This window comes from Paenibacillus sp. FSL H8-0261 (genome assembly GCF_045040645.1).
Taxonomy (GTDB): Bacteria; Bacillota; Bacilli; order Paenibacillales; family Paenibacillaceae; genus Paenibacillus_AQ.
This window is the reverse complement of sequence record NZ_CP150297.1, coordinates 833,102-856,445: the sequence shown is the minus strand read 5'-3', so window position 1 is coordinate 856,445 and position 23,344 is coordinate 833,102. Positions and strand designations below refer to the sequence as shown.

Sequence of the window (23,344 nt, the reverse complement as noted above, 5' to 3'; positions counted from 1 at the left end):
AAAGCCGTTGTTAGTTCATTAAAAAAATTATTAACTAAAGACGATAGGTGAATTGTAATTTATATACATTAATAATTTTTATTTACTAATAATGAGACTTTTTAGATCAAGATGCGTCTAATTTATGATTTTTAATTTACAAAGTATTCCAAGATGGGATTCGTTGCATTGAGGATGGTTACATTTGCAAGGGGTATTGGAGGAATAAAAATATAGTAAAAACCTCTAATATACATAAATAGAGAGAAGAGTTGAGGTGTAAAATCATGAATATCAAAAAACTAACGTTAGTCGCTGTATTGGCTGTATCACAGTCTGCCGCAGCAATACCGGCTTTTGCTGAATCAGTTAATGTCCCCAATAGTAATGCGGAAGCTGTAATAACAGCAAGCACTACTGTTTTGGATATAAATCCCGAGGCGACGGATCCACTGCCACCATTGCAAAGTTCGGTTTCAGGGGGAGTAACATCACCCACACCCACACCTACACCAACTCCTGGTGAGAGTACAAACCCTATTGCATTGCCATCAGCTACACCACTGCCTAGTGCTACGCCTATAGCGACTACACTGCCGACTACAACAGATGTAATTAGTGCGGGAGCTAGCAATCAACTTGTACTTATGATGAACAGTAACAAAATGTACCAGAATGGCGTTCAATATTTGGCTAATCAACCAATGGCCGTGAAGAACGGCGTTTCCTACGTTTCGATCAGAGCTATGGTTGAACGTGTAGGCGTAAATTTCTATTACGATTATAAAACGAAAGAGACCATTGTTACCAAAGGCACCGATGTTATGCGCTTTAAGACGGATAGCAAGATATATTCAGTAAACGGGAAAAATGTGACGATGAAAGGCCCCGCTTATCAATTCAAAGGTACCTTCATGATTCCACTTACGTCAATCACAGGGGCGCTTGGAATTCCTTATAGCGTTGATAATTTGCAAAAACGAGTAATTCTTTCGCTGAATATGAAACCTATAGCTTCATTTTCTGTACCTGATAGTGTGTATGCAGGTGATAAGGTTAATTTTGTGACGTCTAGCGCTTCACCGAATGGTACAGCCATTGTGAAAGATAGGTGGATAGGTAAGCAGGACACTTATGATACACCAGGACAATACGTAGTATCTTACTACGTTCTGGATGCGAATGGACAGTGGAGTGATCCTTACTCTAAAACAATTATGGTTCTTAAACCAAACACACCACCAATTGCTAGTTTCACTACTGACAAGGATTCTTACAAAATGGGTGAACTGATCACTTATATAGATCAGAGTAGTGACCCAGATGGAGATGCAATTGTTGAAACAAATTGGTCGAATAAAGCAGAAGCTTTTTTCACACCTGGTCTAGCGATAGTATCTATTTCAGTAAAAGACTCACACGGTGCAATCAGCAATTATGAGAAAATCATTAATATTACGGATGAAACTTTGTACAGTAAGGAAGATTTCTATAGATTGTTAGCTTCTCCAGGCAGTGCATTTGATATTGACGGAACCAATGTTCCAAACTGGCAGAAGGTAGCTTACACTCTATCTTCCGAGCCATATACCCTAATTCGCGCCAACAGTCCAGAAACCGTAAATACTGAAGGAATCACTTACAAGGAAACATCGTTTGGTGGAACTCGTTTCTTAGTTCACCATAAGAATAATACGAATTTTAAAATGATGGCGTACGTGATAGCTAAGAACAACAATCTATACCCCACGACGATCACAACTGAGTATTTAGGAGTTGGAGGCCCACATACCTTTCCAGAAGCTACAGGGAAATTATCAGTTCAGCGATACTGGGCTTCCATGCAAACCAGACTAAACTATACGACAACTGTTCTGCAAGCTGGGCAAAGTGTAGCGATTCTCACAGAACTGAACAAACAAGCTATGAAACCAGGAGAAATCATGTCACTACAAGCAGATGTATTTAGTGATTATCCTATTGAATATAACGTAATAATGATTGACGCGACCAAAGACCCGCTAACTACACTTCCTACACTACCTATATTAGATCGTGATGGAGTGCATAACCGAGGAACTTATGCTGATTCTACACGTATCATGACCGTCACGGATGAAGTAGGAAGAACACCTGCAAGACTTGTTATAGGTGATAATTCAAGTGATTTAAATTTAATTGGTACGGACCCTATGTCAGGAACTGATGCATCCAATGCAGGCAATTTCGGCGTACTTTACAAAATCAAATTTGAACATGTTGCACCAAATTCACTAATTACATTCAACCCGCGTGGCGGTAATTATATGGGACCTGTAATGGTCAATGGGGAAATCATCCAAATGCCAAGTAACGGAAGTCTTACCAATTCAAACCTGAATAGTGTAGTTTATCGTAGTGGTGAGTTTGGTGGTTCCGTTGAGATTTACTTTACTGCAGCCTCAGGTAGTAACTTGCCAGTTAATTTCCTGATCACACCGCAACCACCTAAGAAATAGTGTTACAAAAAAACCAAACCCAAGAATCATTAGCTGACACTTTATTCATAGCATTAATTCTCAGGCCGTATTTTCATATGAAAATACGGTTTTTTATGCTTATACATTTCTTTAATGAAATCAGACGCAATGATGCGAGATATGTGGAGACAAAGGTGCCTTTAGAATGGATTCGTTAGAAGAAGACCTTGTGTGATGTTTGCTACGGTTTATCATCTGTAAAAAATAGAAGAAATAAAATAGTTGATTGAAATTAGAAGCATATTATTTAACAAGAACCAATCCATTAAGGGTTGGTTTTTTTGCTATTTTTTAGAAAGATCTATGTTTCAGCCCATCTCCAGGCCCATTAATATACAACAATACTCTACCAATTCCCCGTAAACCTCAAAAATTGAACATTGGAATCGGTGTTTAGAGTTTAATGCGGTCTATGAGTTTATAAATCATCAAGTTTTGAAAAATAAGTGGTTAAATTAGTTTCCTGAATAAGATGTACTTAATGAAGAAATCAGAAAAGTTTGAGATTACTTGTGAAGAACTATAATTACGGAACACAACAAACGCTGATTCTTTTCGTCCAGTTCCATACTAGTCTGTCAGACTACAACTTACTTTCTCAGTACTTTATTTTCTTATGACACAATGACAAATCGATTAAATACAAGCTTCCCCGTGTAGACACTCATTTAAATTAAACTCTCAACCCTATTCAAAATATCAAAATAATCCTTTTTTCCAATATTATGATATAAATATATTTACACATTCATCAAAATATAGTATTATTTACTCGTATATACCAAATATAGGGAGGTAATCCAAATGATTAAAGCTAAGAAGTTGCTTATTTCTTCGTTTTCGATGATGACTTTGCTTTTAGCTCCAGTCCAATCAATTTTTGCAGATCAAGCTGTTAGTCCTACCTCGCCAGAAGAAGTTATTAGTACCATTGTTCCAACTGAAGAAGCTGTTAGCAGCAGTTCTCCTTCATTGGAATCCCAGCTATTACTCTATGATTCTGCAGTTCAACGTGGGTCAGTCAGTTACTACATTTCTGGTTACTCGACAGATATATATTTAAATGGGACAGCTAAGGTCGATATTTATCCGACATCTCCTGGCAATTATTCTGTTTCTGTTTTTAACTCGAGCGGAAGTCTTGTAGATTTCCGTGATCACGGTTGGTTAACATCAAATAACCAAACGGGCGCATATTTTTACGGATTATATGGATATCATACATTTCAAGTAAACGGAGCCTCTGGATCATTTACGGTAACATGGCCATAATAGAAAATTGCTGAACTAATGTTTTAATACTTTCAAGCCATTTTTATAGATATTCGCATAACGCCTTTATTCTTACAGAATAATTGTTTATTGTTGTCGCGATAGACGAATGCTCATTTATGTTTATTCATAAGCATATATGAGCATTTCTATTTTTAAGATCAAATCTGATTTTAGTTGCTAATTTAGTATAGGAATCTATTTACCTTAAATGATCTCATAACATTCATAAGTAAGTTAAATATTTTTGAGGTGATATGCCTTCCCAGCCTCGTCCAATAAAATTGATATTAAGGAGATTACATATGAGAGCGTTTACTATTAAGTCATTTACTATTGCAACTATTCTATTAATGACATTTCAAGGAGTTGCCACAGCAAATAATTATGACGCTTCAAAGGAAGTTGCTGTTTCATTAGAAGATGCCGAGAAAGTTGTAGAAACATTTATTCAAACTTACAGTTTTCCAGAATCAATAGCACAAATAACTTCAATAACTCCAATGTATGATATCAACGATGTGCTAATTGCTTATTATTATAAGTTTAATGAGCAATATGTTTTGGTATCAGCGAATAAGGAGTACTCTCCGGTCTTAGCGGCAAGTAAAGGAGGTAGTTTGGAAATTGCAGAACTGAATTCAAGCGGTAAACTATATTATTTAGGCGGCTTATCAGCAGCTCAAGCGTTAGACTCTGAAGAAATTATTAATAGTGATGAAGATGCGAAATTAAAAGCTTCTTCTATTCGCGATGAGGGTCTCGCTAAAAATCCTAATGCAGATGCATCGTGGAATCATTATCTAAATAATTCAGCTGCTAAATTAGAAGTATCATTGACTCAAAAGAAATTGACTATGACCACTTTTAATCAATATGGCGCTGGAGTTACCAACCAACCCTCTGCGTGTGGCCCAACCACCATGGCAGCTATCTCTGAGTATTGGAGGGCTTATAGAGGGTTCAGTTTAATTCCTTCGACGTATGTTTACGGCTCTGCAGCAAATACAATAAACCATTTCTATAATGAACACGGCGGTACTGTTATTGGTATGTGGGTCGATCAAATGAAAGCAGGTTTAGTTTTACACAATGGAGATTTTTACGGTTCAGCATCTGCCTCAACGATAACAAGCTACGCCAGTTACCGAACCGAAATTAATAATAACCGTCCGGTGGCCATGAAATTTGATAAAAAGTTTACTTTCTTTGAACCAGACCAAGACTATGCGTATCCTTATCATTGGACCGTAGGAAAGGGCTATGCCTATAATAGTTTTGATAGCATGGTCATCGTAAATGATAATACAGGCGATTCTGATCACCAAGAACATTTCATTGACTTCCCTACTAATCAACCTATTCTTTCATTAGTAGCGTTTTCTATGTAACAATTTTCTAGGAAAATACTTATACACGCATATATAGGGGGATCAAATGACTAAGAGAAAAATAATTATATTAATTTTGGTCATGTTACTCCTAATCATTTCTATTGTAGTGGTCTATTTCAGTTTTACTGAACAGGCTAGTGAAAGTAGAGCAAAAGAATATGGTATTCAATATATACATGAAGAATATTCTGTTAAGGAGAATTTGAAGGTATTGAGTACTTGCAATCCTTTCTTTGGAAACGGGGGGTATCACCTAGTTCTCCAAGATACACAAGCAAATCGCTATTATATTATTGTAATTCTTGGTTCAGAGAACAATTTAATTTCCGTTGATGATCTTACTCAAAGTGTTTGGCGAGGAGAATCCGAGTTTCCTTGCGAATATTGATATATCCTTCATCACAATTATTTAATTCAGTCATAACAGCACACTCCTGTAGATCAGTAAAGTGCAGAAATTGACTTAATCAATAACGTACATTGTATATGAGCGAAATTCCATTCAACTATGAATGAGATTTCGCTTTTTTTGGACCACTTCACTTTTCCTATCTCATTTGTGTTTCTCACTAATTAAGAAAGTTGAGACATTTATTAAAAGAAAAAAGCACTAAAATCCTTATACTTTTAAGCCGTAAAAAGTAAGCAGGAATGTAAGACAATCATTATTGGAGCAGTTTTAAAAATCTCTGTTTTATTTGTTTCGGATATGTTATTCAATCATTAGTCCGGATGGGTGTCAAAAGAAAATTGTAGTAACGTAAATAGAGAATGGTTAGTTCAATATATGAGCGAATCTCCTCTATTTTTTTGTTTGAGCATTTTGCATAATTCATATTTCGAATCAGAGTCATGGTCAGGCCACAGCAAAATCTCAGTATTGTGAAAGCTGAGATATAACTGGGCAGACGGGAAGAATTTCGGTGAACCTGAAATTTTTAAGCGGCGTTTTGGACTCGTTGCTTCGCTATGGCAAGTGCAGAAGCAAGTAACACAATCGCATTCAGATATTGGTGGGTCGTCACTTTTTTAATACCCCAAACATGTGGCTGGTCTGCGGTTAAATAGGTCTTCATTCGAGAATTGCAGCGTTCCACACTCGTTAGTTTATTGTAAAGTTCCTTCCAACCGCGGCTTTCTCGATGTGGTAGCGCATAGCGCCTGAGATCCGTTTGACTGTTGATTTTGACCACCATTCCATAATTGGAGGACGAACAAGCGGCCATGCCTAAAGGACAATTCACTTGACCTGTCGCATGTGGACAACGGAATTTCAAGTGTGCCTTCTCCTGTCCCCAATACGTCATCGGAAAGCCCATCGAACCACAGGGCGTGCCTTTGCGGGTGATCCCCGCTGGCGGTTCCTTTTCATTTCTGGGATTCAGCGGAATAATGGCTTGTGCCTTGACGTTCCGGGCCGCCTCGTAGTTTTTCATTTGGTCATAGCCCGCATCCAGCATGAAGAATTTTGCTTTGAATTTCGCAGCGGTAAGCGTCATGAGCGCAGGTCCTTCGTCTCCGTCGTTCACATGGGCAGGCGTTACCTTGAGCGCCATCGGAAGTTCACTCTTCGCATCGACGGCCAGATGCAGCTTATAGCCAAACCACTTGACTTTGTTGCCAAACGTATCGAGTTTGACTCCCCAGTTGGCATTGCCGGTGAGTTCGCTTTTTCGCTTAGGTTCTTTTTTCTCGTAGGCGTGAATGGCTGCGCTGTCGATGGCGTCATGAGATCCGTCGATGATTCCAGCTTCTTGGCACTGAGCCACGAGATCCTCAAACAACCGCTGCGCAATGCCTTTATGAGTCAAATCGGTAAACACACGGCTTAAGGTAGCAATCGAGGGCGCCGATCGATCCATCCGAAGTCCACACTGGTAACGGAAACGGAGGTCAAATTCCAGCCTGCGTTGTAAGCCAGTAAACGTATCGATATTCTCCAAGGGAGCCGCGAGTAACGCACGAAGAATGCCTTGACGACAGTGCCCATCCGCTCCGCGGGGTGAGGGGTTTCTCAATTCTATCGCGTAAGGTCGCAGGTCCAGTGTGCTGAAAAAGATAGGTAGTCGTTCTTTAGATTCGATTTTTTGAAGCTCTTCAAAGGAAAATAGACTTTCTCGGAGAATATACAAAGGGGGCTTCCTCCTCTTGAGTGTTTTGGTGTCGTTACCAAAAAACTTCTCCAAGTTGGGGTGAAGTCCTTTTTTATACCCAAAATTCCTTTGTGTAACAAGGACTTTGATTAATGCAAAATGCTCATTTATAAAAAGGCGATTTCTCATTCAATTTTTGAATGGAAAGTCGCCTTTTTGTTGTCTTACGGAATTGGTAGAACTACGATTGAATTAAAATAGCCCTCATCGTACGAAAAGTCTGAGTATCCTTTTAACTTTTTGACTCGTTCATTGATGCTGCTGATTCCAATGCCGTACCTATTTTTCCCTTTTTCAGAAATTAATCGCCCATAGGAGAAATCCACATTCACATGATTCGACGAATTTACAATGATTATGAATAATTTATCCTCACTAAATTTTATTTTGATTTCAATTTCCTTTTTTATTTCTTCTGTTAATCTAAGCACTGCTTCTACTGCATTATCTAAAAGATTCCCTAAAATGGCCGCTAGATCAATGGTATGTTCTATAAATAAGTCGTGAGGAACTTGTAAGTCTAAAGTGCATTCTATATTATACTTCTTGGTTTGTTCTAGTTTACTATTAAGAATGGCATCGATTGGTATACAACCGGTTAATAATCTATATGAGAATACATTGGTTTTCAATAACTCCTGTAATTCCTCTTTTACCTCGTCTGTTTTTTTTCTCTCCAATCCATAGGCTATATTTAATAAAATATTTTTCAGATCATGTTTTAGCTTAGACATTTCCCTTTGGTTCTCTAAGCTCTCTTCGTAATATTTATTTTGTGTTTCCATTATGGAGTACTTATGGATAAGAAAATTCTTCCCTTCTAAACTGTTGTAAATCAGCATGATGCACACATTGACAATTAACAAAAAAATACATGGAACGAATTGATTAATATCTTTATATTGAAAAACCCAATATATACTCAATAAGGATAGACAGGGCACAATGCTTAATAACAAACATTCCTTATTACTTAATCCGATCTCATTATCAGATCTAAAATAGAGTAACAGCTTTGCCGACAACATCACAATTAATAACGATAAAAAGTTCGCACTAAAATATACGACAAGCATAATAAATAACTGGCCTTCAAATTTTTGATCATAATTATATGTAATAATAGACAGAGCCAAGTCTGCAAGTGTAGTGATCAGCGTAAAAAAGATAATGTGGTAGATCTTTCGAGCCATTGATCCGTAGAATGAGTACAATATACAGATACTCAAAAGAACAACAAATAAAAACAACCTGACCATAGGGTTTGTGTCATTAGACAATAATTTTATGATTCCCATAGAGACAAAGGTTATGGAATAAAATTTATACTTTGAAATTCTGAGGTTAAGAAATCCATTGAAATAAATAGAAATAGATGTTACCTGAACTAGTGTATAGAGAATAGCTAGCACCGCAATGCTCATAACCTCAAAATTTCTCAAAAGCCAATCCTCCTTTTTATGAAGTTGTTATAAGCATCTTTAACTACCTTTCTCTGACCTCTACTAATTGCGAAATTTTCTTTATTGGTGAGAATAATCTCGGTTCCCGAAACAATATGTATGTAATTCAAATTTAAAATGGTGCCTTGATTTACTTTTATAAAGGATAATGGATCAAGCATTTCTTCAATCTCTTTTATTGTGCCATAGAATGAAAATTCGTCATCAACGGTTACAACATGTATAATCCTACCTTTCTCAGATGAAATGGATAGAATCGTCTCACTTTTGATTTGATAGTTAAGATTTTGAGTTTTGAAGAATAAGTACTGGTTATTCCTTCTAACCTCATCAATAGCGTGAAGTAACACTTTACTTATTTGCTCTTCTTTTATAGGTTTTAGTATGTATCGAAAAGGTGAAACTTCAAAGCTTTCCATGGTGTAATTATCGTAGCTGGTAACATAAATGATAATCATATTTTTGTCTATTTTTCTAATTTCCCTAGCGACTTCGATTCCATTTAAAAATTCCATTTCAATATCTAAGAATAATATTTGATACTCTTCGTTTCTAGCTTTTAAAGCCTTCAACAATGATTTTCCGGATTCATATATGTCTATATCTAGCTCTATGTTTTGATACAAACCTGCACTATCCATAATAATCTTCTCTAACTTGGAACTATGTAATTGCTCGTCATCACAAATGCAGATTCTAATCATTCCTCTAAACTCCCTTTTTAAATAAACATATTATTTTGAAAATAATACCTTATTAGTAATAATTCAATAAAGAAGATCAGTAGTCCTTGTAAATAAAAAAGACGACCGAAGTCGTCTAGTAAATGCTTATTAATCGATTTCATAGCCAACGGTAAATCTTGAACCGCACAACTCATACCCGATCTGAGTGTATAGCCTAATAGCTTTCTTATTATCACCATGCGTGCCTAATGTAGCGATTGTTTTTCCCTGCTGTTTTAGATAGTCCAGTGCGGTGCAGATGATGTTACGAGCGACACCTTTTTTCTGCCATTCAGGAATGACGAATACATTCTCCGTTGCACTTCTCTCGTCCGTGATTCTCCAGGTTGAGGTGTTGCCGATCAATTGATCGCCATGAAACGCGCAGAAATTAACGATTTCGGGTGATCCCTGCATCCATCCTAAGTGATTTAAGCTCCAAGCCACACCGTCAAAGGAAGCAAGTTCAGCTTGACGATATTGTTCCTGAGCTTCACTATTGTTCAGTGCAGTTGGCTTCACCAGAACACCTTTTGGTAAAGGATTCTCAGGAATCTCTCTACTCAGGTCAAATTTAAACACGACAATCGTATCGCAAATCGTAAATCCGCGTGCTAGACAGAAGCTCAGCTCTTCGAGATTATCTGTGTCGAGATATTGAGCCATGATAATGCGCTTCTCTTGATACCCAGCTTTAATTTCTCTAGATCGTCCGATCAATACTTCGATCAGCGCAGCTTTGATACCTTCATCCTCGGCGTTCTCTGCAAATATAATTTCGTAATTAAGATATCGTTTGAAGTTTGGGTCTTCATCATGCCCAGCTGCATGAAAGGTATCATGCTCCATCAGATGAGCAACGGCCAGAACCTCTCCGTCGCCACTTACTGCACAGAACATATTTCGCTTATCCAGATCTCCATGGTACAGATATAGCATTTTTAGAACAAAGTCCATGCTTTCAATTTGCTCCGCATCTTCATCCTTCGGATTTTGGATTACAAAGTCCCTCATGAATAAACATCGTCTCCAATCTTTTATGGCGCTGCAAATCATTTCTTAGTTAAATAATGGATGAGGCAGGCTATGCTCAGCAAGGGAGAGTTTAGTTATAGTCATTGTTGCATTCAACACCAAGCATGATCTAAATTCTAGACGTCTAACCCGCTTTACCTTATAAAACTCAAAAAATAGAACCGATCAATTTGGTGACACAGCAAAAAAGCTCAAGCATCGGGGGTTAGCCGTGGCTTGAGCTTTTTGTTCAATATTATTAATCCCCAATCATTCTAATCATCGTATCAAAAGGATCTAATTCCAGGGTTTGCTGTCCATATTCCGTATGAATCGTAGTGCTTTGAAGCTGTTCGCTATTGTTAATGACCACGAGTATTTTGCTTTCCGGATAATAAGCACACTCTGTATATAAGTTGTCCGTAATGTACTTGGTCTCCGTGAACTCATTACCCGCAAAACGAATCAAATTCAGCAGCAATCTTGTATTCTCAAAGCTGAAGGTGAAAGAAGGCAGGTAGATCCCCTTTCCTTTACCGAAAGCATGGGTGGACAGTGTTATTAGACCATCCGTTTCATTCACAACCGCTGCTGCTCCATCGGTAAGATAAATGTTATTTTTGGGTGTTATGCTAGCCCCAATAGGCACTAAACCAAGCTCATCCTTCACTTCATATGTCCATTTTCCATGCGCTACTCTGGAGCCTGTATCCTCATCTACACCGAGCACATGTGCCATTTTGAAAAAGCTGTCATACCCTTCAAGCGCTGAAGGCTGATTCACGCCTATAAAAGTACCACCTTCATACACCCACTTTGTCAGTAAGTCCACACACTTGTTGTCCCTCCAGCGTTCTCCACCACTCCATGCTGAACCAGCCGATCCGGCATTGATCACTACATCACAATCTTTTAAAATTCCCTGACGGATATCCTCAAAATCAATGAACTGTACTTCAATCGGCAATCCGGATAAAGCCTCGTTAATATGAATCAAATCATGCATATACGTTTCATGGAAATGCCCGGACAAGGTCCACGATCTCAATTTGCCCCAAGCGTGCAGAATGGCCACCTTCGTCTTGATATGATACGGTTTGCCTTTATGATGCAACTCTTTAATTTCTCTGAATTCACCCGCAATCTTTGCGATATAATCACAAAAATCCGGATAAGGCTCTACAAGATGCAAATATCCGCCCAATCCAATTCGATCTATAGGCTCTCTGAGCAGAGCACGCCGAATATTGATCCAATATTTTTTGGCATCTAGTGTAGGGTTCCCTCCCTCCATAAAGGTAGGCAGTCCACCTAAACCAACCGGAAATAGGTAGGGATGCAGCCGAATCTCATGGGTAGCTACTTTTACACCTGAACACATTCTTGCCTCGAACCCTGAGAACACACATTTAATCATTCCGTCAAAGCCAAACTCCTCGAAACGATCATTGTAAGGCTCCATGCCAACCCAACTATCATCATAGAAGACATATGCCAGCTTGTCGTACCCATGCACAATATCAATTAATTTCTTACTAAATTCGATGACAAAATCATTGATAAATGCCATCCAGTCCAGCTTGCGCTGCTGCGGCGGGATATGACTGACACGATATTTTCCACCATTCACAAAATCCTCGGCCGTGAGCGAATACCCATATTTTTGAGCAAACAGATCAAGCGCTCTTGAGCTTACCGTAAAATCATATGAACCCCAGTCCGAGAACAAATGGCGATTGCGCTCATTGCTGCCCCAGATCCAGGCGAAATTATAAAATAGGGACGTAAACCGAACCACCGTTGTTTCCTTATGCTTACGGCACCAATCTTCAAGGAAGTGGAGCAAATACTTTTGCGTTTCAACATAGATGGGATCAATCTGCATTAGATGTTCTTTTTCCCAGTGATTCGTGGTGTGATTGTACATGGAGATCTCTTCCCAAATCCGGTAGACCATGAAGCTGACCGTATATTTATGCCAAGGCGCAATTCCAGTAATGACTACATTTCCTGATTCCCGTTCATAATTCCACTGTTCTTTTGGAACCTCTTCACCAGTAGTTCGGTCAAAAACCTGCCAGTACTTAAACGCCTCTTTGGAATCATTCACTCGGAATTGTTCAGCGAAAAAGTCCTCCATCAAATAAATGGATAAATAATCTTCGACCGCTACCTTCGGATTAGTAATTAAAAAGCTCTGCTGTAGCTTATCAGGGTTTTGAGATGCCCATTCGTTATGATCTCTGATGATACAGATTGTAGAATAAATGCCGTATCCTGCGTTGATAATCTCATCGGACAACTGTGTACCGTCACTGTCACGGATGACATCGGCACCCCACCGTTCAGCTAACTCTAAGGTCAGTGCCTCATAACCGGATTCGCCCGGTAGTGTAAAGGCCCCCGTTGTTTGCTTGGACAACTTGGATCCCTCCTATTTGAGCATATCGGACAGAAAAGAGAGTGCTAAGCCTTGACCCCATCCTTGAATCCAGTCTTTTGGAATATTGCGATAGCCTTCCCGGTCCTTCATAACCGCTGTTCCGCCCGATACTCCCAGTACACGTCCATCCTCGCTGATATTGCTTAGGATACCCTTCAGCGCCTTTTGCACATATTTGGTATGCAACGGATTGCCGTTATTGATCATTGCAGCCGCTATCCCGCAAGAGGCAGATACTTCTTCATAAGATTCTTCGTCATCAAGCACTGTCCGCCACAGGCCGTTCTCCGTTTGCACAAGCTTGAGTGCCGCCAATTGATCGCGCAGCGAACACTCCACGTCCATACACGCCGGATACAAATACCATTCTTTCAAAAGCTTTTTGACTTGCGACATGGTATATGCGCCCCAAGCATTTGCTCTGCCCCAATATAGTCCGGACATATGATCCTGCTTCACATTATTGTAGCCATGGTACCAGAGGCCGCTGCTAGGGTCTTGCAGGTATTTGATATGCCAGTAATATTGATTCAGGGCATCCTGGATCATTTCCTGATCGTTTAATTTACTTCCTACGCGTAGCAGAAAAAACGCCGCCATAAACAATGTATCTGCCCATGCCTGCTCTGGAAAATCATTCGAAATAGAAACGGTATGCTGCAGCACATGATCTCCGAATCTGAGCGCATGGTTCTGCAGATAATCCACCTTGCTCATTACAATATCCCAATACTTCTGGTTGCCTGTTTCTTCATATAATGTGATCAGCATATGGCCCATAGCACAGGTGTTTACCGTCCAGTCCGGCAGGCCCAGCTCGATATATTCATCTGCCCACTGGACAAGCATATCCAAATACTCTGTATTACCTGTCGTTTTATAAGCTCTGGATACCCCATAATAAGCCACACCACAAGGCCAGTCCCATGTTAAATCCATCGTCATTGTTTTTCTAACGACTTTGTCGATGACGCTTAGAATCTCTTCTCTGTCATAAGTTAATTGAAGCATCTTGATTCTCCTCTCTTTCGCACACACCCCCATTGGCGCTGAGAGCTGTCCGTCATATGTAAACGCTTTACTAACTCTATTGTAAGGAGTAAAATGGTCTGATTCTAAGCATATTCATAACTAAACTGTGCAATTTCAACCATTAACTAGTGGTTCTTATATTTCGGGATTGGCCGTGACTACAGAGAATGTTTGGACTTCCGGCCGCTGTTGTCTGCAGATTTCTTGATTTTATACCGCTCTTCGCGGTGGAAATCTGCAGACAAAGGCGGACGCTAACGCTCCTACAGTTCCAAACTTCTCCTCCGCCACTTTTTTCCCAAATTGTATAATATCAAATTCTTTTTATATAGTTGAATTTGATATAACGTTAACCTATAATCTACTCAACCTACGTAATAAGAATGGGAGTATTGAGAATATGCCCAGAAAAAAGAAGCCCGTCATTGAATACCGCCACTACAGCTTGCCGATAAACTTCCCTATTTTACTGCTAAGCGGTGAACGTTGGAAGATTTCCGATATCAAAAGTGAGCATCTCCATTTTCATAACCATCTAGAGATTGGCATTTGTCATTCGGATAGCGGCATCATGGAGATCAAAGGTGAATCCGTACCCTTTAAAGCCGGAGATGTGACCTTCATCCCTAGGTATCTTCCTCATACCACGTATAGTTCGCCAAATGAGGCCAGTCTTTGGTCTTATATCTTTTTTTCGCCAGAGGAGCTCTTTCAGCATTCATTCAAAAGCGCTTATAGTGACTTCGAGCCAAATTTGTGGGCGATCAAGGGAATGAATTGTATTTTGAACAAGGAGGAACATCCCAAGGTTTATACCCTTGCGACATCGGTCGTAGAGGAATTGAAGCACAAAAATCCTTACTATCAGGAAAGCGCCTACGGCTTATTATTATCCCTTTATATAGAACTGCTTAGAATCCATTCCCGGAATGAACCTTTGGCAGAGCAAGAAATAGAGCATAACCTGAAAGGTGATTTTGTCATCTCTCCGGTTCTGGAGTACATCACCAAAAACTATATGACACCTATCACCATTGATGATCTGGCTGATCTGTGCCATCTAAGCACCACTCATTTTCGCAGAAAATTCCATGAGATCATGGGGACCGCACCTCTCGATTTCCTAAACAGTACCCGCATTGAAGAGGCCTGCAAGCAGTTAAAAAGCACGGATGCTTCCATCCTCTCCATCTCTGAACAAGTCGGTTTTCAGTCCATTTCCAGCTTCAACCGATGTTTCTCCAAGCTTATGGGCGAATCTCCCAAACAATGGCGTAAAGGCGCACATTCCGAAGCCCAATCTGCAAAAGCATCTATATTGGAGTTTAAGGGGTGGGTATAGGGAAAGGGAGTCCCTGTTTACTTCATTTCACAAAATCTACTTAACACATGAATGATTTGCTCCTTGCTCATAGGGGCGTCGTGCCCTGGGATATACGTAGTGAATGAAAGATTTTTTAAAAACTCAACATATTCCTTCATTTTTATGGGATCAATTTTACCTTCTCCATGATAATAATCTCCACTATGTGCATCACCTGCAAATAAAACCTCTGCTTCTTTAACATATACAACACAAGAGTCTGCTTCATGCGGCCCTCCTACCTTGAGGATTTGGCAAGTGATGCCCCCTAAATCCAATGTTAAAGAATCCTCGAAAATAATCGATCCTGTGCTGACCAAGATCTTATCGAACGTATCATATTCTTTTTTCATACAGTTATAGGCGAATTCTATTTCTTCTTTTGTCTCTAAACGTTTTACAACGGACTCTTCATCCCATTTCCACGCTTTCAATCGCTTTAGTACCTCATTCGTTGCTGAAGATACTATGGTTTCCCCCTCAAAAGCATGCATACCAAAGGTATGATCCCAATGCCAGTGCGTAATCAAAGCATATTTGGGACGTGGTAGATTGTGATCATCCAAACCCGTTATAAAGGCATCAAAATGCGATTTTGAATTGCCACAATCAATCATAATTGAAAAGTTCTCACCTACAACATATCCCAAAACAGGTCTGTCTGTTTCCCTAACATTTTCTAAGTAATAAATAGATTCATTTATTTTTTTCAGTTCCATAAGATTGTTTTCTCTCCTTTAGAATAACGGGTCATTTTGTAATTTAATAATGGATCCGCAAGACTTATTGAGCAAGGGAGAGTTTAGTTTTAGGTGTTCTCACCAAGAGCATAGTCAATCTTACTCAAAAAAAATCAAAAGGGAGTCCTCCGGTAGCCACTTTTTATGACTATCGGGAGACTCCCTCAATGAAGTATCTGTTATAAGATTATTTAAATTTCTTTACAGTCGTCGATTTAACTTGAAATGCTCCATTTTTGTAAGCAAGAACAGCGGTTTCTTCGCCTTTAATTACGGAAGTAGCTTCACCATGAATCGTTCTTTTTGCTACAATCTCATAGACTCCGTTTTTATCTACATCAGTGACTTTCATTGAGTTGTAGAGCGAGCGTTTGCCATTCACTTTCACGTACTCATTAAGAAGAACTTTCACACCACTATCTTTGAAGGATACTACGTAAGCATTAGTGCTGCCGTTGTTACCGCCAGAGTATACAGTAATCATCACATCTTTAGATTTATCTCCGTTGAAATCTCCAACGAAGTTAATTTTTGGCTGGTAACCCGTGAAGCCTTTGAGATTACTGTTAATCACTTTTTTAGTTTTTCCTTCTAGAACGACGATGTTGATATCTGTAACCAGTCCACCATTTGCGGCATCCTTGTTACCAATCAGTAAGACATTATCCGAAACACCATTACCAGTTACATCCACTTGTTGTTTCGCTAGCAAAATCGTTTTTGCTGTTGTTGTAATCCCCTTAAGCTCAAAGCGTTTGCCAACGGTGAAATCACTTGTTGTAGTTGATGGTGTAGTCGCTGGTTTGCTATCGGACTTAATGGTTTCTGTACCCACAACCTTGAAGGCACCGTCTTTGAAAGTAAATGTTGTTTTTTCCTCGCCTAGAACTATAGCTTCAGCGTCACCGCGAATTTTTCTAGTTCCCACCAGATCATATACACCATCTTTATTAAGATCTACTTGCTCTAAAGTGTTGAAAAATGCTGGTTTACCATCCACAACAGGTTTTACACTCAAAAGTGGTTGTACCTTATCACCTGTGAAAGACAATATGTAAGCATCTGTTGTACCATTGTTACCACCGGAGAATGCTGTAAACATTACATCATTTGCTTTGTCCCCGTTGAAATCACCAATCCATTGAATTTCTGGTTTAAAGCCATCGAAACCGCTGATTTTTGCATCCTTCAATGTATTTGTTTTGCCATCGACAACAACCAGGTTGATATTGCTTACATAACCAAGTTCATCTGCTTTGTCACCGATCAGATAGATTTTATCTTGGACACCGTCTTTATTAACATCGTTAACTTGTTTTCTGATAAGAACAGTCTTATCTGTTGTGTTAACACCTTGCAATGCGAAAGGTTGGCCAACAGTCAGTTCTCCAAGTGCAGGTTGTTTAAATGGATCTTCTTTAGTAGTTTCTGTTTTGCTAACTTGGAATTCGCCGTTTTTGTACGCAAACCATACTTTTTCATAGCCTGTTACCACTGAAGTAGCTTCACCATGGAGGATTCTGATTCCAAGCAGTTCGTTCACGCCATCATTTTCCACATCGACTGCTTCTAATGTTCTGAATAATGCCCGTTCGCCTTTCACCTTCAAATCCCCGCCCAGAATAATAGAAGGGGTATCATTCTTGAAAGTTACGATTCTAGCATTGGTAGAACCTTGGTTGCCACCGGAGTACGCAGTAATCATCACATCAAGTGCATGGTCATTATTGAAATCACTTACATAGCTGATTTTCGCGTTCAAACCACCAAAGTCTTTAATCCCTGCGTTTAACACTTTGTTTGTTTTGCCGTTTACAACGATGAGATTAATGTTGTCGAAATCAGGAGATTCATTTTTGTCGCCAATGAGATATAAAGTGTCTTTCACGCCATCCAAATCAAGATCAACCGTGCTTGTTGCTATCAATACTGTATTGGCGTTCGTCTTAACACCAGCTAGTGTAAACTTTTGTCCTACTTGATTAGTGGATGGTGCTACGGTTGAACTGGTTGTTGTTGCGACAGGATTGGCCATTGCTTGAGATGAGAAAGATGCGACTGCTGCTACACATAATGCAACGGATAATGTTTTTTTAATTTTCATTGTGTTTCCTCCGATGGTTTATAAAGGTTGGTGTCGAATACAATCTCATTATATTCCTAGAAACATAGGACAGAGTGACGGTAAGGTAACATTATCCTATTAAAATAAAACAATAACTAAATAAAATATCCAAATCAGAGGAACTTCAAGAACTAAATAATGCCAATTTCTTTCGGGGATAGCGGTCGAAAAATCAATAGAAACGCTTTCATTGGCTATACCATGGGATTTGAACAACCCTACTTTTTTTTAATAGTTTGATAACAATTCTGTAAAATCAGTTTGATTCAAATGACGCGCAAACCTATTCAAAGGCTACAACGCTTGGAACTCCTCCAACAAGACTACCTCTTCTCCTTGTTCTTGTCTGATTCTAATATTTTCTTTTCCCCAAGAACACATAACGTCAACGATCTTATTGGCTGTAACGCCATATTCCGTAAGGCTATATTCGACTTTTGGCGGCATCTGCTGGTATACGAATCTTTTGACAAGTCCATCTCTCTCAAGTTCACGAAGCTGCTGGATCAGAACCTTTTGTGAGATGCCCTGAATATTGCGCTGCAATTCACTTGTTCTTTTGGCATCGGACATCAATAAGCAGATGATCAAAGCTTTCCACTTTCCGCCGATGATTTCTAGTGTTGCCTCTATCCCTAGATTATATTGTTTCATAGAAAACACCTCGTTCATACGGATCTATTTAAACTTACCCAAAACTTCATTTTTGCATATATTTTTTCGTGAGTCTAGTACGTACTTCAAAGTAACCATCTTACTTTATTGTGTGTATTTTCTTTTAATAAAACCTGCAAGATAATGATGATATTCATAAAAATAAGGCACAGCATTTTGAAGAAATACGCTTAATATAGGCCTGGAATGGAGATTCATTATGAAAACACTGGTGATTGTGGCACATCCCAACCTTGAGAATTCGAGGGTCAATCAACGCTGGAAAGAAGAGCTACTGCAATATCCAAACGATATTACCATTCATGAGATTTATAAAGAGTATCCTGACTGGAATATTGATGTTCCTAGAGAGCAAAATCTAATGGAAGCCTATGACCATGTGATCTTTCAATTCCCTTTGTATTGGTATAGTTATCCGCCTCTACTGAAAAAATGGTTTGACGATGTGCTCGCTTACGGATGGGCTTATGGATCAAACGGCGACAAGCTTAACGGGAAAAAGTTAGGGCTTGCTATATCCATCGGCGATAAAAAAGAAAATTATCAACCTGAGGGCTCTGTTTCTTTTACCGTAGACGAAGTTATTGCGCCATTTAAAGCCAGTGCCAAACATGTAGGTGCAGACGCACTACCATACCTTGCTGTCTTTGGAGCTTCATTTCAAGCCAGCGATGAAGAAATTAATACTAGTGCAAAAGAATATATCAATTATATCTTTAAGTACCATATTTGATACAAAAAGGGCTATCCCAAGTCTTGATCAAAGACTTTAGGGATAGCCCATAACGTTGGCGAAGCAGTCTAAAGCGTTTCTGTAGTGAGTGTAAATCCTTCGATCACAGCATCTTCGTCAACCTCAATCAAAATGCAGCGTCTACCTTGATAATTCACTTGCTTCACATATTTCAAATCCTGCGGACTGACCGAAATCGTAGCTACCTTTGTTTCGATCTTTATCGATTTTGTAGTGAATTTCGGCATCACACTACTTGCCTTCATCTCATAGTGCTTGTTGTCTACGATGGTTTCAAACGCACGTTCCACTTTTTCCATCGTCACGTCTTCAACACCGCTTACCTTCAGCACACGTTCTACATCTCTATAGTCGAGTTTAGGAGGTTCTTCTTCATCTTGGTTGGTTTCAATGACCTGGTGGATTTCCTCGTACAGCTGAGCAATGGTGGTCGCGTCAAGTTGTTCGCCCGCCACTTCCTTCACGATGTCTTCGAAAATAGCTCTCTCTTCCAGTGCCGTCACGGATCTTTCGGCGTTCAAGACCTGCTCGATGAAATGCGGATCTGGAAAATTCGATTTTCCCGTACAATACAGAATGCGGTTCACATCGGAATAATTGTCCGTCACGCTTGGGTAAAAGAAACCCTGCTCCGGCGTACTTAACTTGACGATCGGATCTACAATGACATTGTACTTAAATTCCCTTTCCACATAATCAAATAAGAGAGCTTTCCGTTGCTTCTCCGTGGAATTCACGCTGCATAGAATAAACGGATGCGCGAACATTTCGTTTTTCTCACTTTCCTCGGCTTCATCGTTTCTATCTTTGGTCGGGCGGTAATACTGTCCGCGAACAAAAGTGATCACCGTATCACGTTCATAATGAGTATCCGCCATCATTCTGTCCACCAACAGCAGCATCAGGTCCTGCCATTCATCTGGATCTCCTGTCACCAAAGCTTGGTGAAGCATCACCTGCGCTGGTTCCTCCGCTTCCGCCTGAAACTTCAACTCGAACAATTTCTGATCCAGTTCGCCGGTCAAGAGCTTTTTGAAATTGCCCATATACAGCTCCTGCTTCTCTCTGTCCACCATTCCAAACGGCAGGCGCTCCCAATGATAGATCTCATTGCTTTCCTTCATAATATACACGTTGAGAATATCGTAAATACTCATTAAATCGTGATCTAGCTTAAATTGCTTGCGTATATGCGCGACTTCTTTCTTTATCATGATTCGTTAGACAACTCCTAGGAAGATAAATTGGTCTTTTCAGTATAAAGGATAAAAAAAACCTTCGCTAGAAGGGGTTTTTATAGGTTACTTCTTTTCAGTACCGTTCCAAAGCAATAATGCAACGCACTTTACGTCATAATACTAGGCGGTTTAATCAGTTCAGACTCACGAATCGCCTGTGGGCGCGATAGTTTTGACCCTCTACTTATGCAACAATGCTCTCTTGGATCCAAAAATAATAAAACTGATCGCGGCCAAAACCCAGACACCAATACCGCCATAGAGCATCACCAAACCAAAGCCGTGTACAAGTGATGCATGGACGATAGCTCCGGATGCATCCAGTGAGGATAGTTCTGGAAAACCCTGATGGAGAGACGAAGTGTTTCCGGCAGCTGTTTTTTCGGCCAAAGATCGCAATTGTAATGCATCGACAGTCTCAGGGAGAGCCCTCTTCAAATAAGAAAAGATGCCTTCCTGTAAAATGAAGCCCATTACGGCGATGTTGATGGCTAGGCTGATTAATCTGGCACTCATGTCTATGCCGGAAGCCATGCCTGCACGGGTACTAGGTACCGAGCCGGTAGTCGTGTTGGTCACAGGCGTGTTGGTTAATCCCAGCCCAATACCAGCCAACAGAGAGCCGGGGAGCATAGTCAACCAGCTGGCGTGATCGCCGCCGCTGCCATACTTCATCAAAATGAAGCCCAAGCCGATAACGAACAGACCCAATGGGATAACTATGCGCGGCTGATAGCGGAGCGAAAATCGCTCTGCCAGGGGCGGAATTACCAGGGTGGGCAGTGCATAAGCCAGAACAGACAACCCGGCGGTTACGATGCCGTAACCAAGCCCGCTCTGGAAATAAATCGGAAGATAGATCATGAATGGCCAAAAACTGAAATTCATTCCGATGGAGCCAAGGAGAGCACCAGAAAAATTACGTATCTTGAATACGGAAAAGTCGAACATTGGATGGGCACTGTGCTTCTCCGCAAATAGAAATACAATGAAACTTATTGCCACTGCAACAAAGGTGCTGATGGATGCTGTACCGGTAAAGCCAAGTTCCGACCCTTGTGTGATAAAATAGACCAGGCCAAAAACCGTCAACGAAAGCGTGACGATGCCGATGATGTCCAGCTTTTTCGCCTGTGGATCGCTGGACTCCTCCACGCCGCTAAAGACAAGGATCAAAGTAAAAATGGTCAGTGGGACATGGACCAGAAAAACCCAATGCCAGTTCAATACAGCCACGATCATACCGCCAATGATAGGTCCAAAACCGAGACCGATACCGAACACGATCCCCCATGTGCTAAAGGCTTTACTGCGTACTTCTCCTTCTTGAAACCGATGTGAAAGAATGGCTATCTGGCAAATCTGCATCGCGCCAGCACCCACGCCTTGAAGAAACCGGCTGACGATCAGAACCGATGTGCTTTGCGCCAAGCCACAAATCAAAGATGTAATACCGAACAAGATGAGGCTGATAATAAAAATACGCCTCCTTCCATACCGGTCAGCCAGCGTTCCAACAGCCATCAGAACTGTCGCACAGGCAATGGTGTAGGCGTTCATAATCCATTGCATATCCTTGAGGTTGCCGTGCAATACCTTTTCCAGGGTAGGCAGTATCACAGGCACACTGGAAATTTCGAGGCCAAACATCAATGCGGACAAACATATAGCAGCTAATGTGATTATATTTTTGCGGGAGTGGGAGAGGCTCATTGGGAGTTTCCTCCAGACTCATCAATACGTGCCTGTAAATCTTCTGTACCTACCTTATTTAAATCAAATTTTCTCAATGGTAGCCATCCTCTCTAACTTTTCAAGTGTAGATCATCATTTTGGTGAGAGTCATATTATATAATGTAAATTATTCATTTTACATATTATAATCAATCCATTATGATGATTTAACAAAGTAATTAAAGGAGTTTTAATGAATTACCTTAAATCTAAAGGAGGGCATCCAAAGTGGATCATGTAGACAAACAAATTCTCTTCTTTCTTCAAAATCAAGCGAGGATTTCAATGACAGAACTGGGGAAATGCGTAGGTCTGTCCCAACCTGCTGTAACGGAACGAGTTAGAAGAATGGAAGAGAAAGGAATCATTGAGGAATATCGCACCATCATCTCCCCTGAAAAAATCGGAAAAAATGCGGCAGCCTATATGTTGTTTCGGACTAGAGACTGCCTGGCATTTCTTGATTTCGTCCATGCATCTCCCCAAGTTGCCGAGTGCCACCGTATAAGTGGAGAACACAGCTATTTATTAAAAGTAGTGACCGAATCTACACATGCTCTTGAAGAGTTTGGCAATCAATGTGATAAGTATGGAACCTATACGATCCTGATTGTTATGTCTTCACCGATAGATCATAGATTTCTCATTCATTCTCTCGAAGAAGCATCTAAAGTTGACTAATGCCAAGCAGAAGGGCACCGAGTTTGCAGAGAAGTAGCTT

The 23,344-nt window shown here is 40.1% G+C and carries 18 protein-coding genes; 7 read left to right on the top strand and 11 right to left on the bottom strand.

The annotated features are described in order from the left end of the window. The first annotated feature begins 266 nt into the window (after window positions 1-266). The 4 genes from MHI27_RS03755 to MHI27_RS03740 all read left to right on the top strand — a co-directional run bounded on the left by MHI27_RS03755 (window position 267) and on the right by MHI27_RS03740 (window position 5,552). A complete protein-coding gene (locus MHI27_RS03755; protein ID WP_405175628.1) occupies window positions 267-2,477 on the top strand; it encodes a stalk domain-containing protein in 2,211 nt (736 codons plus the stop codon). A gap of 825 nt (window positions 2,478-3,302) precedes the next feature. Further along, window positions 3,303-3,770, top strand: a complete 468-nt coding sequence (locus MHI27_RS03750; protein WP_405175627.1) for a hypothetical protein — start codon at window positions 3,303-3,305, stop codon at window positions 3,768-3,770. A 305-nt stretch (window positions 3,771-4,075) separates the two neighbouring features. After that, window positions 4,076-5,161: a C39 family peptidase gene (locus tag MHI27_RS03745; RefSeq protein WP_405175626.1), complete on the top strand. Its 1,086-nt coding sequence runs from the start codon at window positions 4,076-4,078 to the stop codon at window positions 5,159-5,161. A 46-nt stretch (window positions 5,162-5,207) separates the two neighbouring features. Next, window positions 5,208-5,552: a hypothetical protein gene (locus tag MHI27_RS03740; RefSeq protein WP_405175625.1), complete on the top strand. Its 345-nt coding sequence runs from the start codon at window positions 5,208-5,210 to the stop codon at window positions 5,550-5,552. A 550-nt stretch (window positions 5,553-6,102) separates the two neighbouring features. Here MHI27_RS03740 and MHI27_RS03735 read toward each other — a convergent pair. The 6 genes from MHI27_RS03735 to MHI27_RS03710 all read right to left on the bottom strand — a co-directional run bounded on the left by MHI27_RS03735 (window position 6,103) and on the right by MHI27_RS03710 (window position 13,973). Beyond that, window positions 6,103-7,296: a transposase gene (locus tag MHI27_RS03735; protein ID WP_405175624.1), complete on the bottom strand. Its 1,194-nt coding sequence runs from the start codon at window positions 7,294-7,296 to the stop codon at window positions 6,103-6,105. 185 nt (window positions 7,297-7,481) lie between these two features. Beyond that, window positions 7,482-8,759 (bottom strand): sensor histidine kinase, encoded by a 1,278-nt coding sequence (locus MHI27_RS03730; RefSeq protein ID WP_405175623.1) that lies wholly within the window; start codon window positions 8,757-8,759, stop codon window positions 7,482-7,484. Continuing rightward, window positions 8,756-9,484 carry a LytR/AlgR family response regulator transcription factor gene (locus MHI27_RS03725; RefSeq protein ID WP_405175622.1) on the bottom strand — a complete coding sequence of 243 codons (729 nt, stop codon included), beginning with the start codon at window positions 9,482-9,484 and terminating at the stop codon, window positions 8,756-8,758. The genes MHI27_RS03730 and MHI27_RS03725 overlap by 4 nt, the downstream gene beginning before the upstream one ends. A 129-nt stretch (window positions 9,485-9,613) precedes the next feature. Next, window positions 9,614-10,519 carry a GNAT family N-acetyltransferase gene (locus tag MHI27_RS03720; RefSeq protein WP_405175621.1) on the bottom strand — a complete coding sequence of 302 codons (906 nt, stop codon included), beginning with the start codon at window positions 10,517-10,519 and terminating at the stop codon, window positions 9,614-9,616. Window positions 10,520-10,778: 259 nt separating this feature from the next. Then, window positions 10,779-12,941: a 1,3-beta-galactosyl-N-acetylhexosamine phosphorylase gene (gene gnpA, locus MHI27_RS03715; protein WP_405175620.1), complete on the bottom strand. Its 2,163-nt coding sequence runs from the start codon at window positions 12,939-12,941 to the stop codon at window positions 10,779-10,781. Between the two features lie 12 nt (window positions 12,942-12,953). Continuing rightward, window positions 12,954-13,973 carry a glycoside hydrolase family 88 protein gene (locus MHI27_RS03710; RefSeq protein WP_341147057.1) on the bottom strand — a complete coding sequence of 340 codons (1,020 nt, stop codon included), beginning with the start codon at window positions 13,971-13,973 and terminating at the stop codon, window positions 12,954-12,956. A gap of 421 nt (window positions 13,974-14,394) precedes the next feature. Between MHI27_RS03710 and MHI27_RS03705 the strand changes: the two genes are divergently transcribed. Beyond that, a complete protein-coding gene (locus tag MHI27_RS03705) occupies window positions 14,395-15,336 on the top strand; it encodes an AraC family transcriptional regulator (RefSeq protein ID WP_405175619.1) in 942 nt (313 codons plus the stop codon). Window positions 15,337-15,353: 17 nt separating this feature from the next. Here MHI27_RS03705 and MHI27_RS03700 read toward each other — a convergent pair whose 3' ends face one another. The 3 genes from MHI27_RS03700 to MHI27_RS03690 form a co-directional block, all read right to left on the bottom strand. Next, window positions 15,354-16,076 carry an MBL fold metallo-hydrolase gene (locus MHI27_RS03700; RefSeq protein ID WP_405175618.1) on the bottom strand — a complete coding sequence of 241 codons (723 nt, stop codon included), beginning with the start codon at window positions 16,074-16,076 and terminating at the stop codon, window positions 15,354-15,356. Window positions 16,077-16,284: 208 nt separating this feature from the next. Next, on the bottom strand, window positions 16,285-18,201 hold the full coding sequence (locus MHI27_RS03695; protein WP_405175617.1) for a hypothetical protein: 1,917 nt from the start codon (window positions 18,199-18,201) through the stop codon (window positions 16,285-16,287). 315 nt (window positions 18,202-18,516) lie between these two features. After that, window positions 18,517-18,876 carry a helix-turn-helix domain-containing protein gene (locus MHI27_RS03690; protein ID WP_339244827.1) on the bottom strand — a complete coding sequence of 120 codons (360 nt, stop codon included), beginning with the start codon at window positions 18,874-18,876 and terminating at the stop codon, window positions 18,517-18,519. Window positions 18,877-19,096: 220 nt separating this feature from the next. On the opposite strand from MHI27_RS03690, the gene MHI27_RS03685 reads away from it, so the two are divergent. Continuing rightward, complete coding sequence (locus tag MHI27_RS03685; RefSeq protein WP_405175616.1) at window positions 19,097-19,630, top strand: NAD(P)H-dependent oxidoreductase; 534 nt, start codon at window positions 19,097-19,099, stop codon at window positions 19,628-19,630. A gap of 68 nt (window positions 19,631-19,698) precedes the next feature. Here the strand turns inward: MHI27_RS03685 and MHI27_RS03680 are convergent, their stop codons facing one another. After that, window positions 19,699-20,865: a DUF4317 domain-containing protein gene (locus MHI27_RS03680; RefSeq protein WP_341126250.1), complete on the bottom strand. Its 1,167-nt coding sequence runs from the start codon at window positions 20,863-20,865 to the stop codon at window positions 19,699-19,701. A gap of 204 nt (window positions 20,866-21,069) precedes the next feature. Then, the gene (locus MHI27_RS03675; RefSeq protein ID WP_405175615.1) at window positions 21,070-22,602 is read right to left on the bottom strand and encodes an MFS transporter; all 1,533 of its coding nucleotides are present in this window, start codon (window positions 22,600-22,602) and stop codon (window positions 21,070-21,072) included. A 249-nt stretch (window positions 22,603-22,851) separates the two neighbouring features. On the opposite strand from MHI27_RS03675, the gene MHI27_RS03670 reads away from it, so the two are divergent. After that, window positions 22,852-23,304: an Lrp/AsnC family transcriptional regulator gene (locus MHI27_RS03670; protein WP_405175614.1), complete on the top strand. Its 453-nt coding sequence runs from the start codon at window positions 22,852-22,854 to the stop codon at window positions 23,302-23,304. Window positions 23,305-23,344: the final 40 nt, after the last annotated feature.

Excerpts from the sequence above, each read along its gene's own strand:
- MHI27_RS03700 (WP_405175618.1), bottom strand. The coding sequence starts at position 16,076 with ATGGAACTGAAAAAAATAAATGAATCTATTTATTACTTAGAAAATGTT.
- MHI27_RS03710 (WP_341147057.1), bottom strand. The coding sequence starts at position 13,973 with ATGCTTCAATTAACTTATGACAGAGAAGAGATTCTAAGCGTCATCGAC.
- MHI27_RS03705 (WP_405175619.1), top strand. The coding sequence starts at position 14,395 with ATGCCCAGAAAAAAGAAGCCCGTCATTGAATACCGCCACTACAGCTTG.
- MHI27_RS03740 (WP_405175625.1), top strand. The coding sequence starts at position 5,208 with ATGACTAAGAGAAAAATAATTATATTAATTTTGGTCATGTTACTCCTA.
- MHI27_RS03680 (WP_341126250.1), bottom strand. The coding sequence starts at position 20,865 with ATGATAAAGAAAGAAGTCGCGCATATACGCAAGCAATTTAAGCTAGAT.
- MHI27_RS03755 (WP_405175628.1), top strand. The coding sequence starts at position 267 with ATGAATATCAAAAAACTAACGTTAGTCGCTGTATTGGCTGTATCACAG.
- MHI27_RS03675 (WP_405175615.1), bottom strand. The coding sequence starts at position 22,602 with ATGAGCCTCTCCCACTCCCGCAAAAATATAATCACATTAGCTGCTATA.
- MHI27_RS03750 (WP_405175627.1), top strand. The coding sequence starts at position 3,303 with ATGATTAAAGCTAAGAAGTTGCTTATTTCTTCGTTTTCGATGATGACT.
- MHI27_RS03725 (WP_405175622.1), bottom strand. The coding sequence starts at position 9,484 with ATGATTAGAATCTGCATTTGTGATGACGAGCAATTACATAGTTCCAAG.
- MHI27_RS03690 (WP_339244827.1), bottom strand. The coding sequence starts at position 18,876 with ATGAAACAATATAATCTAGGGATAGAGGCAACACTAGAAATCATCGGC.
- MHI27_RS03685 (WP_405175616.1), top strand. The coding sequence starts at position 19,097 with ATGAAAACACTGGTGATTGTGGCACATCCCAACCTTGAGAATTCGAGG.
- MHI27_RS03745 (WP_405175626.1), top strand. The coding sequence starts at position 4,076 with ATGAGAGCGTTTACTATTAAGTCATTTACTATTGCAACTATTCTATTA.
- MHI27_RS03695 (WP_405175617.1), bottom strand. The coding sequence starts at position 18,201 with ATGAAAATTAAAAAAACATTATCCGTTGCATTATGTGTAGCAGCAGTC.
- MHI27_RS03720 (WP_405175621.1), bottom strand. The coding sequence starts at position 10,519 with ATGAGGGACTTTGTAATCCAAAATCCGAAGGATGAAGATGCGGAGCAA.